This is a genomic window from Pseudomonas phoenicis, from assembly GCF_047302395.1.
GTDB lineage: Bacteria > Pseudomonadota > Gammaproteobacteria > Pseudomonadales > Pseudomonadaceae > Aquipseudomonas.
Map to the genome: position 1 here is coordinate 683,797 of NZ_CP154852.1, position 13,787 is coordinate 697,583.

14 protein-coding genes are annotated in these 13,787 nt (G+C 64.6%); all 14 read right to left on the reverse strand.

What is annotated here, in order from left to right; translation table 11 throughout:
- Window positions 1-34 precede the first annotated feature (34 nt).
- Entirely contained in the window at window positions 35-829 is a 795-nt protein-coding gene (locus tag AA0Z93_RS03330; protein ID WP_413046401.1) for an amidohydrolase, read from the reverse strand.
- Complete coding sequence (locus tag AA0Z93_RS03335; RefSeq protein WP_413046400.1) at window positions 817-1,965, reverse strand: pyridoxal phosphate-dependent aminotransferase; 1,149 nt, start codon at window positions 1,963-1,965, stop codon at window positions 817-819. The genes AA0Z93_RS03330 and AA0Z93_RS03335 overlap by 13 nt, the downstream gene beginning before the upstream one ends.
- 112 nt (window positions 1,966-2,077) lie before the next feature.
- Entirely contained in the window at window positions 2,078-3,541 is a 1,464-nt protein-coding gene (gene der, locus AA0Z93_RS03340) for a ribosome biogenesis GTPase Der (RefSeq protein WP_413046399.1), read from the reverse strand.
- A gap of 116 nt (window positions 3,542-3,657) precedes the next feature.
- Window positions 3,658-4,800, reverse strand: coding sequence for an outer membrane protein assembly factor BamB (gene bamB, locus AA0Z93_RS03345; protein WP_413046398.1), 1,143 nt, complete (start codon window positions 4,798-4,800; stop codon window positions 3,658-3,660).
- A gap of 1 nt (window position 4,801) precedes the next feature.
- Window positions 4,802-5,443 carry a tetratricopeptide repeat protein gene (locus AA0Z93_RS03350; protein ID WP_296263054.1) on the reverse strand — a complete coding sequence of 214 codons (642 nt, stop codon included), beginning with the start codon at window positions 5,441-5,443 and terminating at the stop codon, window positions 4,802-4,804.
- A 39-nt stretch (window positions 5,444-5,482) separates the two neighbouring features.
- On the reverse strand, window positions 5,483-6,772 hold the full coding sequence (gene hisS / locus AA0Z93_RS03355) for a histidine--tRNA ligase (RefSeq protein WP_413046397.1): 1,290 nt from the start codon (window positions 6,770-6,772) through the stop codon (window positions 5,483-5,485).
- Between the two features lie 24 nt (window positions 6,773-6,796).
- Complete coding sequence (ispG, locus tag AA0Z93_RS03360) at window positions 6,797-7,906, reverse strand: flavodoxin-dependent (E)-4-hydroxy-3-methylbut-2-enyl-diphosphate synthase (RefSeq protein ID WP_296263049.1); 1,110 nt, start codon at window positions 7,904-7,906, stop codon at window positions 6,797-6,799.
- Window positions 7,907-7,909: 3 nt separating this feature from the next.
- Window positions 7,910-8,890 (reverse strand): RodZ domain-containing protein, encoded by a 981-nt coding sequence (locus tag AA0Z93_RS03365; RefSeq protein ID WP_413046396.1) that lies wholly within the window; start codon window positions 8,888-8,890, stop codon window positions 7,910-7,912.
- Window positions 8,887-9,648 (reverse strand): type IV pilus biogenesis/stability protein PilW, encoded by a 762-nt coding sequence (pilW, locus tag AA0Z93_RS03370; RefSeq protein WP_413046395.1) that lies wholly within the window; start codon window positions 9,646-9,648, stop codon window positions 8,887-8,889. The genes AA0Z93_RS03365 and pilW overlap by 4 nt, the downstream gene beginning before the upstream one ends.
- A gap of 14 nt (window positions 9,649-9,662) precedes the next feature.
- On the reverse strand, window positions 9,663-10,808 hold the full coding sequence (gene rlmN / locus AA0Z93_RS03375) for a 23S rRNA (adenine(2503)-C(2))-methyltransferase RlmN (RefSeq protein ID WP_413046394.1): 1,146 nt from the start codon (window positions 10,806-10,808) through the stop codon (window positions 9,663-9,665).
- A 28-nt stretch (window positions 10,809-10,836) separates the two neighbouring features.
- The gene (gene ndk / locus AA0Z93_RS03380; RefSeq protein ID WP_413046393.1) at window positions 10,837-11,262 is read right to left on the reverse strand and encodes a nucleoside-diphosphate kinase; all 426 of its coding nucleotides are present in this window, start codon (window positions 11,260-11,262) and stop codon (window positions 10,837-10,839) included.
- An 88-nt stretch (window positions 11,263-11,350) separates the two neighbouring features.
- Window positions 11,351-11,551, reverse strand: a complete 201-nt coding sequence (gene iscX / locus AA0Z93_RS03385; protein ID WP_413046392.1) for a Fe-S cluster assembly protein IscX — start codon at window positions 11,549-11,551, stop codon at window positions 11,351-11,353.
- 10 nt (window positions 11,552-11,561) lie between these two features.
- On the reverse strand, window positions 11,562-11,903 hold the full coding sequence (gene fdx / locus AA0Z93_RS03390) for an ISC system 2Fe-2S type ferredoxin (protein ID WP_413046391.1): 342 nt from the start codon (window positions 11,901-11,903) through the stop codon (window positions 11,562-11,564).
- A 3-nt stretch (window positions 11,904-11,906) separates the two neighbouring features.
- The gene (gene hscA, locus AA0Z93_RS03395; protein WP_413046390.1) at window positions 11,907-13,769 is read right to left on the reverse strand and encodes a Fe-S protein assembly chaperone HscA; all 1,863 of its coding nucleotides are present in this window, start codon (window positions 13,767-13,769) and stop codon (window positions 11,907-11,909) included.
- Between the last annotated feature and the right edge of the window lie 18 nt (window positions 13,770-13,787).

Sequence of the window (13,787 nt, forward strand, 5' to 3'; positions counted from 1 at the left end):
TCGCTCAGGATCGGTCTCCAGCCCCCCTTGACGCTCAGTACTCCAGCTGGAAGCCGTCGGCATCCAGGTTGGCGGGGAAGCGTGCGCGGTAGGCGGCCAGCTCCGTCGCGCGCAGTTGCACGGTGAACACGCCGTCGGCCTCGCCTGCGCTGAGCAGGCTTTCACCGTGGTAGTCCAGCACCTGGCTGTCGCCGCTATAGCCGAAACCTTTGCCGTCCGTACCCACGCGGTTGACCGCAGCGACGAAGCACAGGTTTTCGATGGCGCGCGCCGGCAGCAAGCGATTCCAGTGCAAGCGGCGAGCGGCCGGCCAGTTGGCCGTATAGAGCAGCAGGTCGGTGTCGGCAGCGTCACGGCTCCACACCGGGAAGCGCAGGTCGTAGCAGATCAGCGGGCGAATGCGCCAGCCGTTGAGCTCGAACTGCACCTGGCGCTCACCGGGGGTGTAGTGCTTGTGCTCGCCGGCCATGCGGAACAGGTGGCGCTTGTCATAGTGCAGCACCTCGCCGTCTGGCCGCGCCCACAGCAGGCGGTTGCGGTGGCTGCCGTCGGCGGCGCGGACGATCACGCTGCCGGTCACCACCGCGCCGAGCTTCTTGGCCTGGGCCTTGAGCCACTTGCTGGTCGGACCGTTCTCGGCTTCGGCCAGGCGCTCGGACTCCATGGAAAACCCGGTGGTGAACATCTCCGGCAGCACGACCAGGTCGGCACCGGCCGCTTGCTCCAGCAGCGTTTCGAAATGGTCGTAGTTGGCCTGACGGTCCTGCCAGGCCAGTTCGGTCTGCACCAGGGCGAGGGTCAGGTCGGGCAGTTGGCTCAGATCGCGCATAGTTTCTCCGCCGCGTGCTGCAGCGTTTCCTCACGTTTGGCGAAGCACAGGCGCAGCAGACGCTGCCCGGCGATGGGTTGCTGGTAGAACACCGAGACCGGAATGCTCGCCACTGCGTGCTCGCGGGTCAGCCACACGGCCATTTCCTGATCGTCGAGGTCCGGGCGGATCGCCGAGTAGTCGACCAGTTGGAAGTAGGTGCTCGGGGTGGGGATAAAGCGCAGGCGCGAGCCTTGCAGCAGGCTGCAGAACACGTCGCGCTTGTTCTGGTAGAAGGCCGGCAGCTCGTCGATGTGCTCGGGATGCGCGGCCATGAATTCGGCCAGCGCGTGCTGCAAAGGCGTCACGGCGCAGAAGTTGACGTATTGGTGTACTTTGCGCAGCTCGCGGCTCAGGGCCGGTGGCGCGACCACGTAGCCGACCTTCCAGCCGGTGACGTGGTAGGTCTTGCCGAACGAGCTGACCACGAAGGTGCGCGCGTACAACTGCTCATGGGCCAACACGCTGGCGTGCTGGGCGCCGTCATAGACCAGGTGTTCGTAGACTTCGTCGCTGATCAGGTAAAGGTCGCGCTCGGCCACCAGCTGCGCCAGCCGGTCCAGGTCGGCGCGAGTGATCAGGGCGCCGCTGGGGTTGTGCGGCGAGTTGAGCACCACCAGTCGCGTGCGCGGCGTCAGCGCGTCGCTGAAGGCTTGCCAATCGATGGCGAAATCGCCATCGCTCAGTTGCACGTGCACGCAGCGCCCACCGGCCAGGGTCACGGCCGGGTCGTAGGCGTCGTAGCACGGGTCGAAGATGATGGCCTCGTCACCGGGTTGGATCACCGCCTGGATCGCGCAGAAGATCGCCTCGGTGGCGCCAGGGGTGATGGTCACCTCCAGCTCGGGATCGACCTTGGCGCCATACAACCGCGCCACCTTGCTGGCCACCTGCTCGCGCAAGGCCGCCAGCCCGATCATGGGCGCGTACTGGTTATGGCCGGCGCCGACGTGGCGGCCCACTGCCTCGAGCAAGGGCTGCGGTGCGGTGAAGTCGGGAAAACCCTGGGACAGGTTCAGCGCACCGGTCTGCGCCGCCAACTGCGACATGGTGGTGAAGATGTTGGTGCCGACGTGGGGCAGCTTGCTGCGGATCATGTAGCCCTCTTCCTACAGGTGCGAGGGCTATAAGCTACAAGCTCTGGGCCATAAGAAAAAGCGGCATGGGTCACCCCATACCGCTTTCTTACCAATGGCCGCTGTTCGTCGATCAGCGCTTGTCGCGGCGCTTCTTCTCGGCCTTCTTGTGGTGCGACATCAAGCGGCGCTTCTTGTTGACCTGGCGATCGGTGAGGGTGTTCTTCTTGCCCTCGAAGGGGTTTTCGCCGCCCTTGTACTCGATGCGGATCGGCGTGCCGACCAGCTTGAGCACGCGCCGGTAGGTGTTTTCCAGGTAGCGCGAATACGAGCGCGGGATCTTCTCGGTCTGGTTGCCGTGGATCACGATCAGCGGCGGGTTGGCGCCACCCAAGTGGGCATAGCGCAGCTTGATGCGCCGGCCGTTGACCAGCGGTGGCTGGTGCTCGCTGACGGCGTCTTCGAGGATCTGCGTCAGACGGCTGGTGGGCCAGCGGGTCACGGCCGACTTGAATGCGGCCTGCACCGACTTGTACAGGTTGCCCACGCCGGTGCCGTGCAGCGCCGAGATGAAGTGGATGTCGGCGAAATCGACGAAGAACAACCGGCGTTCCAGTTCGGTCTTCACATAGTCGCGTTCGCCCGGCTGCATGCCGTCCCACTTGTTCAGGGCGATGACGATGGCGCGGCCCGCTTCCAGGGCGAAGCCCAGCAGGTTGAGGTCGTGGTCGACCACGCCTTCGCGGGCGTCCATGACGAAGACCACGACGTTGGCGTCCTTGATCGCCTGCAGCGTCTTGACCACCGAGAACTTCTCGACTTCCTCGTGGATCTTGCCGCGGCGACGCACCCCGGCGGTGTCGATGAAGGTGTACTTCTCGCCATCACGTTCGAAGGGGATGTAGATGCTGTCACGGGTGGTGCCGGGCTCGTCGTAGACCACCACGCGCTCTTCGCCGAGCATGCGGTTGACCAGGGTCGACTTGCCGACGTTGGGGCGCCCGATGATGGCGATCTTGATGCCATCCTTTTCGCTCGGTCCGGGAATGCGCACCGCTTCTTCGCCTTCGGCGACGTCGGCGTCCAGCGCTTCCTCCTCGGCATCACGTGGGATGTGGCCGAGCACCGATTCCATCAGCGCATTGATGCCACGCCCCTGGGCGCCGGCCACGGGTACCGCGTTGCCCATGCCCAGCGGCGAGAACTCGGCGCGGGCGACGTCGGCATCGATGTTGTCGATCTTGTTGGCGACCAGCACGGCGGATTTGTTGCGCTTGCGCAGGTGCTCGGCAATCATCTGGTCGGCTGCGGTCATGCCGGCACGGGCATCGACCAGGAACAGCACATAGTCGGCTTCCTCGATGGCCATCAGCGATTGCTCGGCCATCTTTTCGTCCATGCCGACTTCGTCGCCGGTGATGCCACCGGTGTCGACCAGGATGTAGGAGCGACCCTGCCAGCTGGCATCGCCGTACTGGCGGTCGCGGGTCAGACCCGACAGGTCGCCGACGATGGCGTCGCGGGTCTTGGTCAGGCGGTTGAACATGGTGGACTTGCCGACGTTCGGCCGCCCTACCAAGGCGATTACGGGAACCATGCGGCTCTCCACTGGTGAATTCTTGAAAATGCAAAGGCCGCTGCAGGGCAGCGGCCGGAGTTCGTGCGGCGTCGTAGGCGCCGCGGCTCAAGGTCGGCAAGACCCTGAGCATAGCGTCAGCGCAGGGTCAGTGCCTCGAGCTTGCCGCTGTTGCCGAAGACATAGATGGTGTCGTCGACCACCAGGGGCCGGGCGCGCAGGCCATCGCTGTCGATCCGCTCACGGCCGACGAAACGGCCGTCGACCTGGCTGAGCAGGTGCAGATAGCCTTCGAAATCGCCCACGGCCACGTAGCTGGAGAACACTTCCGGCGCCGAGAGCTGACGACGCGCCATGCTGTCGTTGCTCCACAAGGCACTGGAAGAACGCTCGTCGACGCTTTCCACGGTGCCCGAGGCTTCGCTCACATAGACGTTGCCGAAGCCCTGGGCCACACCCACGTAGCTGGAAGCGTCGCGCTGCCACAGCACACGGCCGCTTTCCACGTCCAGACCCGCTACGCGGCCCTGATAGGTGCTGACGTACAAGGTGCCACCGGACAGCAGCAAGCCGCCGTCGATGTCCACCACGCGCTCGAGCTCGGAACGGCCTTGCGGCACGGCCACGCGGCTTTCCCAGACCGGCACGCCGTTCTGGATGTCCACGGCCACGACCTTACCGGTCGACAGGCCGGCGATGGCCAGACGGTTGGTGACGACCGGCGCACCGGTGCCACGCAGGGTCAGTACGGCCGGCGAGCTTTCGTAGATCCAGCGACGCTCGCCAGTGGCGGCGTCCAGGCCGATCAGGCGATCGTCCTGGGTCTGCACCACGACCACGTCACCGTTGTTGGCAGGGGGCGCCAGCACTTCGCTGTTCACCCGCGAGCGCCAGCGCTCGGCGCCGGTGCTCGAGTCCAGGGCGATCACTTCGCCCTTGAGGGTGCCGAGGGTCAGCAGGCCATAGCCCACGCCCACCGCGCCCGAGACGGGCAGGTCGAGGTCCTTCTCCCAGACCACGTCGCCGGTGCGACGGTTGAGTGCGTACACCTCGCCGTTCACATCGGAGGCGAAGATGCGGTCGTTCTCGATCGCCGGCACCAGCAGGTTGTATTTCTCGCCCTGACCGTCGCCGATCGAACGGCTCCAGAGTTTCTTGAGCGCCACTTCCTCCTTGAACTGGGTCAATTCGGCCGGTGGCAGTTCTTTTTTGCCGTTGCTGCTGCAACCTGCGGCCAAAACGGCCAGGGCCAGCACTGCTGCTTGTTTCCAACCGATCACGTCACGCGTCCCCTTTGGCCAAGTCGTCCAGCTTCAATTGCAGTCCACCGGTCGCGGCGTCATCGGACAGCGCGGCCTTGGCCTTTTCGTAGGCGCCGTGCGCATCGTCGGCACGCCCCAGTTGTACCAGCAAGTCACCCTTGAGCTCCTCGCGGCTGGCGAGGAAGGCTTTCTCGGCGTCGCCGTCGAGCAGCTTGAGGGCTTCTTCGGCTTTGTCCTGCGCGGCCAGCACACGGGCCAGACGCTGACGGGAAATCTCGCCCAGGGTGGCGTCGGCCGGCTTGTCCATCACGCCTTTGAGTTCGGCGGCAGCGTCGTCGAGCTTGCCGCTTTCGACCGCGACCTTGGCCACGAACAGGCTGCCGTATTGCGCGTATGGCGTGCCACCGAAGTCGCTCTTGAGCTTGCCGGCCAGTTCCGCCACCTTGGCCGTGTCCGGTGTGCCGGTCGGCGTCAGGGTGGTTTCCAGCAGCGCCTGGTACAGGCTCGAAGCCCCCTGGGACTGGTTGGTCTGGTACTTGTGCCAGGCCTGCCAGCCCATCACCACGGCAGCGGCGAGCAAGGCACCGGTGAGCAGCGGCTTGCCGTTGCGGTTCCACCAGTCCTTGGCGCCAGCCAGGCCCTCATCATCGATACTCGACACCCCAATACTCCTTCTCAGCAATTCGGCTATTGAACCGCGTCACGCTTGCGCGATGGCGGCTTGCAGGTGCTCGGCCAGAGCATCCCAGGCAATGTTCTGTTGTTCGCCCTGGCCACGCAGGGGCTTGATACCGACGGTCTCGCCGGCCAGTTCGTCTTCGCCCAGGATCAGCGCGAACAGCGCACCGCTCTTGTCGGCTTTCTTGAACTGGCTCTTGAAGCTACCGCCGCCGGCATTGACCGCCAGGCGCAGGGCCGGCAGGCGATCGCGCAGACGCTCGGCCAGGCGCAGACCGGCCAGTTCCGCCTGTTCGCCGAAGGCGCACAGGTAGACGTCGATCTGCCGGCTGATGGCGGCGGGGACTTTGTCGAGGGTTTGCAGCAGCAGGATCAGGCGCTCGATACCCATGGCGAAACCGACGCCGGGGGTGGGTTTGCCGCCCATCTGCTCGACCAGGCCGTCGTAGCGGCCACCGGCGCAGACCGTGCCCTGGGCGCCGAGCTTGTCGGTGACCCATTCGAAGACGGTCTTGCTGTAGTAATCCAGGCCACGCACCAGTTTGGTGTTGATGACGAAGGGAATGCCTGCAGCGTCCAGACGCGCCTTCAAGCCTTCGAAGTGGATGCGCGATTCCTCGTCGAGGTAGTCCTCGAGCTTGGGCGCATCGACCAATACCGCCTGAGTGCCAGCGTCCTTGCTGTCGAGCACGCGCAGCGGGTTGCTCTTGAGGCGGCGCTGGCTGTCTTCGTCCAGGTGTTCGAGACGCGCCGAGAGAAATTCGACCAAGGCATCGCGGTAACGGGCACGCGCTTCGCTGGTGCCCAGGCTGTTGAGCTCCAGGGTGACCGCGTCACGGATGCCCAGTTGCCCCCACAGGCGCCAGCTGAGCATGATCAGCTCGGCGTCGACGTCCGGCCCGTCGAGGTTGAACACCTCCACGCCGATCTGGTGGAACTGCCGGTAGCGCCCCTTCTGCGGACGCTCATGACGGAACATCTGACCGGTGTACCAGAGCTTCTGCACCTGGCCGTTGCCGGTGATGCCATGCTCGAGCACCGCACGCACGCAGGCTGCGGTGCCCTCGGGGCGCAGGGTCAGCGAATCGCCGTTGCGGTCCTCGAAGGTGTACATCTCTTTTTCGACGATGTCCGTGACTTCGCCGATCGAGCGTTTGAACAGCTCGGTAAATTCGACGATCGGCGTGCGGATCTGGCTGTAGCCATAGCCGTCCAGCAGGCTGGCCACGGTGCCTTCGAAATAGCGCCACAGCGGCGACTGGTCGGGCAGGATGTCGTTCATGCCACGAATGGCTTGCAGCGATTTGCTCACGGAAAGTCCTTACGAATCTGTTTCTCAGCCACGGGCGATCAGTGCCGCGTCGGCGTCGGCCTTTTCGGCCGCTTTCTGACGGATGAGCCTTTCCAGCTCATCGACCAGGTTGTCGTTGCCCAGCTTCTGCGACGGCTTGCCGTCGATGTACACCAGGTTCGGCGTGCCGCCGGTCAACCCCACATGGGCTTCCTTGGCTTCGCCCGGGCCATTGACCACGCAGCCGATCACGGCGACGTCCATCGGCACCAGCAGGTCCTCCAGTCGCCCTTCCAGGTCGTTCATGGTCTTGACCACATCGAAGTTCTGCCGCGAGCAGCTCGGGCAGGCGATGAAGTTGATGCCACGCGAACGCAGGCGCAGGGACTTGAGGATGTCGTAGCCGACCTTCACTTCCTCGACCGGGTCGGCCGCCAGGGAAATGCGAATGGTGTCGCCGATGCCTTCGGCCAGCAGCATACCCAGGCCCACGGCGGATTTCACCGTACCCGAACGCAGACCACCGGCTTCGGTGATGCCCAGGTGCAGGGGTTGCACGATCTGCTTGGCCAGCTGCCGGTAGGCATCGACGGCCATGAACACGTCGGAAGCCTTGACGCTGACCTTGAAGTCCTGGAAATCCAGACGGTCGAGGTGTTCGACGTGGCGCAGGGCCGACTCGACCAGTGCCGCTGGGGTCGGCTCGCCGTACTTCTTCTGCAAGTCCTTTTCCAGGGAGCCTGCGTTGACGCCGATACGGATCGGGATGCCACGGTCACGGGCGGCGTCGACCACGGCGCGGACACGGTCTTCGCGGCCGATGTTGCCTGGGTTGATGCGCAGGCAATCGACGCCCAGTTCGGCTACGCGCAAGGCGATGCGGTAGTCGAAGTGGATGTCGGCGACCAGCGGTACGCTGACCTGCTGCTTGATGCGGCCGAAGGCTTCGGCGGCGTCCATGTCCGGCACCGAGACCCGCACGATGTCCACGCCGGCATCGACCAGGCGCTGGATCTGCGCCACGGTGGCGGCGACATCGTTGGTGTCGGTGTTGGTCATGCTTTGCACGGCAATGGGCGCATCGCCGCCTACCGCTACGTTGCCGACCCAGATTTTCCGGGATTCGCGCCGTTTGATCGGAGATTCACCGTGCATGTCTTACTGTCCCAACTTGAGGCGAGCGGTCTCGCCACTGGTGAACGGTGCCAGGTTGACCGCCTGACCGTTGTAGCTGACCTGCGCGCCGCGGGCGAAGCCCAGGCGCACGGCGAACGGCGGCTTGCCGCTGAGTTCGAGGGTATCGCCCTTGCGCTTGACCGAACTGGTCAGCACCTTGCCGGTACCGTCGGTGACCTGGGTCCAGCAATCGGCCACGAAGGTCATGGCGATCTTGCCCGCGCCATCGGGCACCGCAGCGGCGTTCTCTGCTGCGGTCACGGGTGTGGCTTGGGCGGACGCTGCCGGCGTAGCGCTGGGCGCGGTCGAAGTGGCGACCGGCGCTTGAGTGGCGGCGGGCTGGCTTGGCGTCGCGGCCGGCGCTGTCGCTTCGCTCGCCGTCTGTTCGCTGGGCGCCGGTTGCAGCGCCAACTCGGTCGATTCGGGCTGCTGCGCTGCGGAGACGGCCTGGTCTTCGGGCTCGTCGAGCGCATGGATCTGTGTGGTGCCGTCGGCGCTTTCGACTTCGACGTGCTCCAGCGCCATCTGGGTCAGGTCCTTGCCGCGCAGGCTGCCTTGGTCCTGCCACCAGACGAAGCCGCCGCCGATCACCGCGATCAGCACCAGCAGGCTGACGCCGCGCAGGATGTTCTGCGACAGACGCCGTGGCTCTTCGATGCGGCCCAGCGAATGCACGTCGCTGCCCTTGGCGTTGGAACCGGTTACCTGGTCGAACGCAGCGACCAGAGGGGCCTGGTCCATGTCCATCAGCTTGGCGTAGGCGCGGATGTAGCCACGGGCGAAGGTGTGCCCCGGCAACTTGTCGAAGGCGCCGGTTTCAAGGTTGTTCAGCGAAGTGACCGTCAGGTTGAGCCTGCGCGCGACCTCGGTCTGCGACCAGCCACGCTGCTCACGGGCCTGGCGCAAGGTGTCCCCAGGATGCTGGTGAGTCGCTGATGCTGCTTCGGGATGCACGGCGTTCATCGTTGCTCCGACACGTATTGCTGATATTCCGGCGTACCCGGATAAAGGCGTTGTAGTTGCTGCCCCAACTGGGCGGCATCGATCTCTTCGCTAAACACTCGGCCCAGGCGTGTGCCGAGCAGCAGGCTGCGGGCGTCCGGCTCGCTCAGCTGGCCGAAACGGTGGTAGTAGTCCCGAGCCGGCACATAATGCCTGTTTTCGTAGGACAACTCAGCCATTTCCAACAATGCTCTGGGCTGGCGGGGATCGAGTTGCAGCGCTTTGTGCAGATACGCCTGCGCCTGCTGGCGCTCGCCCTGCCTGAGTACGGTCAGGCCGAGGTTCTCGTAGATTCGCGAGCGCTGAGGATACAGGGTATCGCCGGCCGCTTGGCGAAACATCTGCTCGGCCTGGCGAAAATCCCCTTGGGCGTAGAGAAACGAGCCGTAGTTATTGCGGATTCGAGTGTCGCCGGGCCGCTGCTTCAGGGCCTCGACGAAATGCGTGCGGGCCAGGGTCGGCTCGCCCTGCGCCTGGAATACCAGGGCCAGGGCGGCATGGGCGTTGGCATTCTCAGCATCGATGGCCAGGGCGCGGCTCAGAGGCGCCTTGGCCTGCTCGGCGAGGCCTTGCTGAAGGTAGCCCAGGCCCAGCTGCACATAGGCATGAACTGCCCGCTCGCGCCCTTCGCGTGTCGCCAGGGGGTCGCCGGCGCCGCTCGACACGCAGCCGACCAGCAGCGAAAACCCAAGAATCGACAGCACGGCGCGCAGGCTCATGGGCGAGGTGTCCGTCAGTGACGCGCGGCGTTGTCTGACAGCTCGGTGTCGGCAGCCACCTGGCGCACGGCGATGTAGCGCTCGCTGCGGCGGGTGCGGTCCATCACCTGGCCGACCAACTGGCCACAGGCCGCGTCGATGTCCTCACCGCGCGTGGTGCGGGTGGTGACGTTGAAGCCGGCGTGGTGCAGCAGGTCCTGGAAGCGGCGGATGGCGTTGTTGCTCGGCCGCTCGTAGCCCGAATGCGGGAACGGGTTGAAGGGAATCAGATTGATCTTGCACGGCACGTCGCGCAGCAGCTCGATCATCTCGGTGGCGTGCTGGGGCTGGTCGTTGACGTCCTTGAGCAGGGTGTACTCGATGGTCAACACGCGCTTGCCACCGAGAGTGGACATATAGCCCATGCAGGACTCGAGCAGCATCTTCAGCGGGTATTTCTTGTTGATCGGCACCAACTGGTTGCGCAGCGCATCGTTCGGCGCATGCAGCGACAGCGCCAGCGATACGTCGATGTGCTTGGCCAGTTCGTCGATCATCGGCACCACGCCCGAAGTGGACAAGGTGACGCGACGCTTGGAAATGCCATAGCCCAGATCGTCCATCATGATCTTCATGGCGGCGATGACATTGTCGAAATTGAGCAACGGCTCGCCCATGCCCATCATCACCACGTTGGTAATCGCGCGGTCGACTTTGGCCGGAACGGTGCCGAAGGATTTGTTCGCAAGCCACACCTGGCCGATCACTTCGGCGGCAGTGAGGTTGCTGTTGAAGCCTTGTTTGCCGGTGGAGCAGAAACTGCAATCCAGGGCGCAGCCGGCTTGCGACGACACGCACAGAGTGCCGCGATCGTCGGTGGGAATGTAGACAGTCTCGACGCAGCTGCCGGAGGCAACGCGGATCACCCACTTGCGGGTACCGTCTGCGGAAATGTCTTCGCTGACCACTTCCGGCGCACGAATTTCGGCAACGGCCTCGAGCTTTTCGCGCAAGGCCTTGCCGACGTTCGTCATGGCGGCGAAGTCGTCGACGCCAAAGTGGTGAATCCATTTCATCACCTGACCGGCGCGGAAGCGCTTCTCTCCGATCGAATCGAAGAACTGTTCCATTTCCTGCTGGGTCAGACCCAGCAAGTTGATTTTGCCAACAGATGTCGTCATGGATTCACCCTCACTCGTAAGCTTTCGCTTAGCGAGTGGTTACCTCGTCAGCAGCGAAGAAGTAAGCGATTTCGCGAGCGGCCGCGGCTTCGGAATCCGAACCGTGGACGGCGTTGGCGTCGATGGACTCGGCGAAGTCGGCGCGGATGGTACCGGCAGCGGCTTCTTTAGGGTTGGTGGCGCCCATCAGCTCACGGTTCTTGGCGATGGCGTCTTCGCCTTCCAGCACCTGAACCACGACCGGACCGGAGATCATGAAGGCAACCAGGTCACCGAAGAAGCCGCGCTCTTTGTGCTCGGCGTAGAAGCCTTCGGCCTCGGCCTTGGACAGTTGCTTGAGCTTGGAAGCGACGATGCGCAGACCGGCTTCTTCGAAGCGCGAGGTGATCTTGCCGATCACGTTCTTGGCAACGGCGTCAGGCTTGATGATCGAGAAAGTACGTTGAACAGCCATGGAAAACTCCAGAAGTTTTAGTGTTACGAAAAATTAAACCCGCGAATTATACGCGGGTTCGAGGGCATTGCCTAACCTGCGGGTGTCGCTAATCGGCTTCTTCGATCCAGGCCGCCTGAATGGCTTCCAGAACCTTCTCGCCGCCACGCGCCGGATCGTCGCTGAAATCGGGCAATTCCTGCACCCAGCGGCTGAGGTTGACGAAATTCACGTAGCGAGGATCGACTTCCGGCTTGCTTTCCGCAAGCTGGATGGCGATCTCAAGTACATCAACCCATTTCAGACTCATGCATCGATCCTCAGTGGGGCGCTTCGGCAGCGTGGTTGAGCGAATACTTGGGGATCTCGATGGTCAGGTCGTCGTCGCCGACCACCACCTGGCAACCCAGGCGCGAGTGCGCCTCGAGGCCCCAGGCCTTGTCGAGCATGTCCTCTTCCAGTTCATCGGCCTCATCCAGGGAATCGAAGCCCTGGCGCACGATGCAATGGCAGGTGGTGCAGGCCTTGACGCCGCCACAGGCGCTTTCCATCTCGATGTGGTGCTCGTGGGCCAGCTCCAGGATGTTGGTCCCGGACGGCACGTCCACGGTCAGCCCCTCGGGACAGAACTTTTCATGCGGCAGGAATTTCACCAGCGGCATCGGTTACTCCTCGATCTCATTCAGGTTGCGCCCGGCCAGTGCGGCTTTGACCGTCGAATCAAGGCGACGGGCGGCAAATGCATCGGTCACCTGCGACAGACGCTTGGTCTGTTGCTCGATGGCGGGGCCATCGGTGCCGGCCAGCAAATCACGTAGGTCCTGCATCTGGAACTGTATGGCTTCGCGCTCTTCGGCGCTGAGCAGACGCTCGCCATCGGCGTCCAGGGCGCCTTGTACCGCTTCGAGCAAGCGCTCGGCATCGACCTGGTGCTCGCGCAATTGGCGGGCATTACGGTCGGCGCCGGCGTACTCGAAGGAATCGGTGAGCATACGGGCGATTTCCCCGTCGGTCAGGCCATACGACGGCTTGACCTGGATGCTCGCCTCCACGCCCGAACCCAGTTCGCGCGCGGCCACGCTGAGCAGACCGTCGGCATCGACCTGGAATGTCACGCGGATCTTCGCCGCGCCCGCCACCATGGCCGGAATGCCGCGCAGCTCGAAGCGCGCCAGCGAGCGGCAGTCGCTGATCAGCTCGCGTTCGCCTTGCAGGACATGGATCATCATGGCCGACTGGCCATCTTTGTAGGTGGTGAACTCCTGGGCGCGGGCCACGGGAATGGTGGTGTTGCGCGGAATCACCTTTTCCATCAGGCCGCCCATGGTCTCGAGCCCCAGCGACAGCGGGATGACGTCGAGCAGCAGCAGTTCGCCGCCTTCGCGGCGGTTGCCGGCCAGGGTGTCGGCCTGCACGGCCGCACCGATGGCCACCACCTGGTCGGGGTCGATGGAGGTCAGCGGTTCGCGCCCGAACAGCGCGCCTACCGCCTCACGCACACGCGGTACGCGCGTCGACCCGCCGACCATCACCACCGCCTGCACTTCGTCGAACTCCACGCCGCTGTCGCGCATGGCACGGCGGCAGGCCTTCAGGCTGGTGGCGATCATCGGCTCGATGAGGCTTTCGAAGGTGGCACGGCTCAGCTCACCGGCCCATTGGCCGTGGGCCAACGAGACGCTGGCCTGTTCGGTCAGCGTTTCCTTGGCCTGGCGCGCGGCCTGCAGCAACAGGCGCTGGGTGGCCGGGTCGAGGTCGGCGGACAGGCCCGCTTGATCGATGATCCAACCGGCGATGGCATGGTCGAAGTCGTCGCCGCCCAGTGCGGTGTCACCGCCGGTGGCGAGCACTTCGAACACGCCAGCGGTCAGGCGCAGGATGGAAATGTCGAAGGTGCCGCCGCCCAGGTCGTAGATCGCCACCACGCCTTCGGCGTTCTGGTCCAGGCCATAGGCTACGGCGGCCGCGGTCGGCTCGTTGAGCAGACGCAGGACGTTGAGGCCGGCCAGACGCGCGGCGTCCTTGGTGGCCTGGCGCTGGGCGTCGTCGAAGTAGGCGGGCACGGTGATCACCGCCCCGACCAGTTCACCGCCCAGGCTCTCTTCGGCGCGCAGACGCAGCACCTTGAGGATGTCGGCCGAAACCTGCACCGGGCTCTTCGCGCCCTGCACGGTATCGATGAACGGCATGTGCGACTCGCCGCCGACGAAGCGGTAAGGCAGTTGCTCGCCCAGTTGCTTGACGTCGGACAGGCCGCGGCCCATCAGGCGCTTGACCGACAGGATGCTGTTGAACGGGTCGCTGGGCGCCGCATCGCGGGCACTCAGGCCCACTTCGGTGCGGTCTTCGAGGTATCGCACTGCAGAGGGCAGGATGAGGTGGCCTTGGGCGTCGGGCAGCGGCTCGCTGCGACCGCTGCGCACGGCCGCGACCAGGGAATTGGTGGTGCCCAGGTCGATCCCCACGGCCAGACGACGCTGGTGCGGCTGGGGGCTCTGACCGGGTTCGGCGATCTGCAATAGGGCCATGCTTATCTGAATACCTTA

What these genes read in the sequence shown, in the direction of transcription:
- fdx (WP_413046391.1), bottom strand. Translation starts at nt 11,903, where the DNA reads ATGCCGCTGGTGAAATTCCTGCCGCATGAAAAGTTCTGTCCCGAGGGG.
- AA0Z93_RS03330 (WP_413046401.1), bottom strand. Translation starts at nt 829, where the DNA reads ATGCGCGATCTGAGCCAACTGCCCGACCTGACCCTCGCCCTGGTGCAG.
- AA0Z93_RS03365 (WP_413046396.1), bottom strand. Translation starts at nt 8,890, where the DNA reads ATGAACGCCGTGCATCCCGAAGCAGCATCAGCGACTCACCAGCATCCT.
- der (WP_413046399.1), bottom strand. Translation starts at nt 3,541, where the DNA reads ATGGTTCCCGTAATCGCCTTGGTAGGGCGGCCGAACGTCGGCAAGTCC.
- iscX (WP_413046392.1), bottom strand. Translation starts at nt 11,551, where the DNA reads ATGAGTCTGAAATGGGTTGATGTACTTGAGATCGCCATCCAGCTTGCG.
- AA0Z93_RS03335 (WP_413046400.1), bottom strand. Translation starts at nt 1,965, where the DNA reads ATGATCCGCAGCAAGCTGCCCCACGTCGGCACCAACATCTTCACCACC.
- rlmN (WP_413046394.1), bottom strand. Translation starts at nt 10,808, where the DNA reads ATGACGACATCTGTTGGCAAAATCAACTTGCTGGGTCTGACCCAGCAG.
- pilW (WP_413046395.1), bottom strand. Translation starts at nt 9,648, where the DNA reads ATGAGCCTGCGCGCCGTGCTGTCGATTCTTGGGTTTTCGCTGCTGGTC.
- ndk (WP_413046393.1), bottom strand. Translation starts at nt 11,262, where the DNA reads ATGGCTGTTCAACGTACTTTCTCGATCATCAAGCCTGACGCCGTTGCC.
- hscA (WP_413046390.1), bottom strand. Translation starts at nt 13,769, where the DNA reads ATGGCCCTATTGCAGATCGCCGAACCCGGTCAGAGCCCCCAGCCGCAC.
- ispG (WP_296263049.1), bottom strand. Translation starts at nt 7,906, where the DNA reads ATGCACGGTGAATCTCCGATCAAACGGCGCGAATCCCGGAAAATCTGG.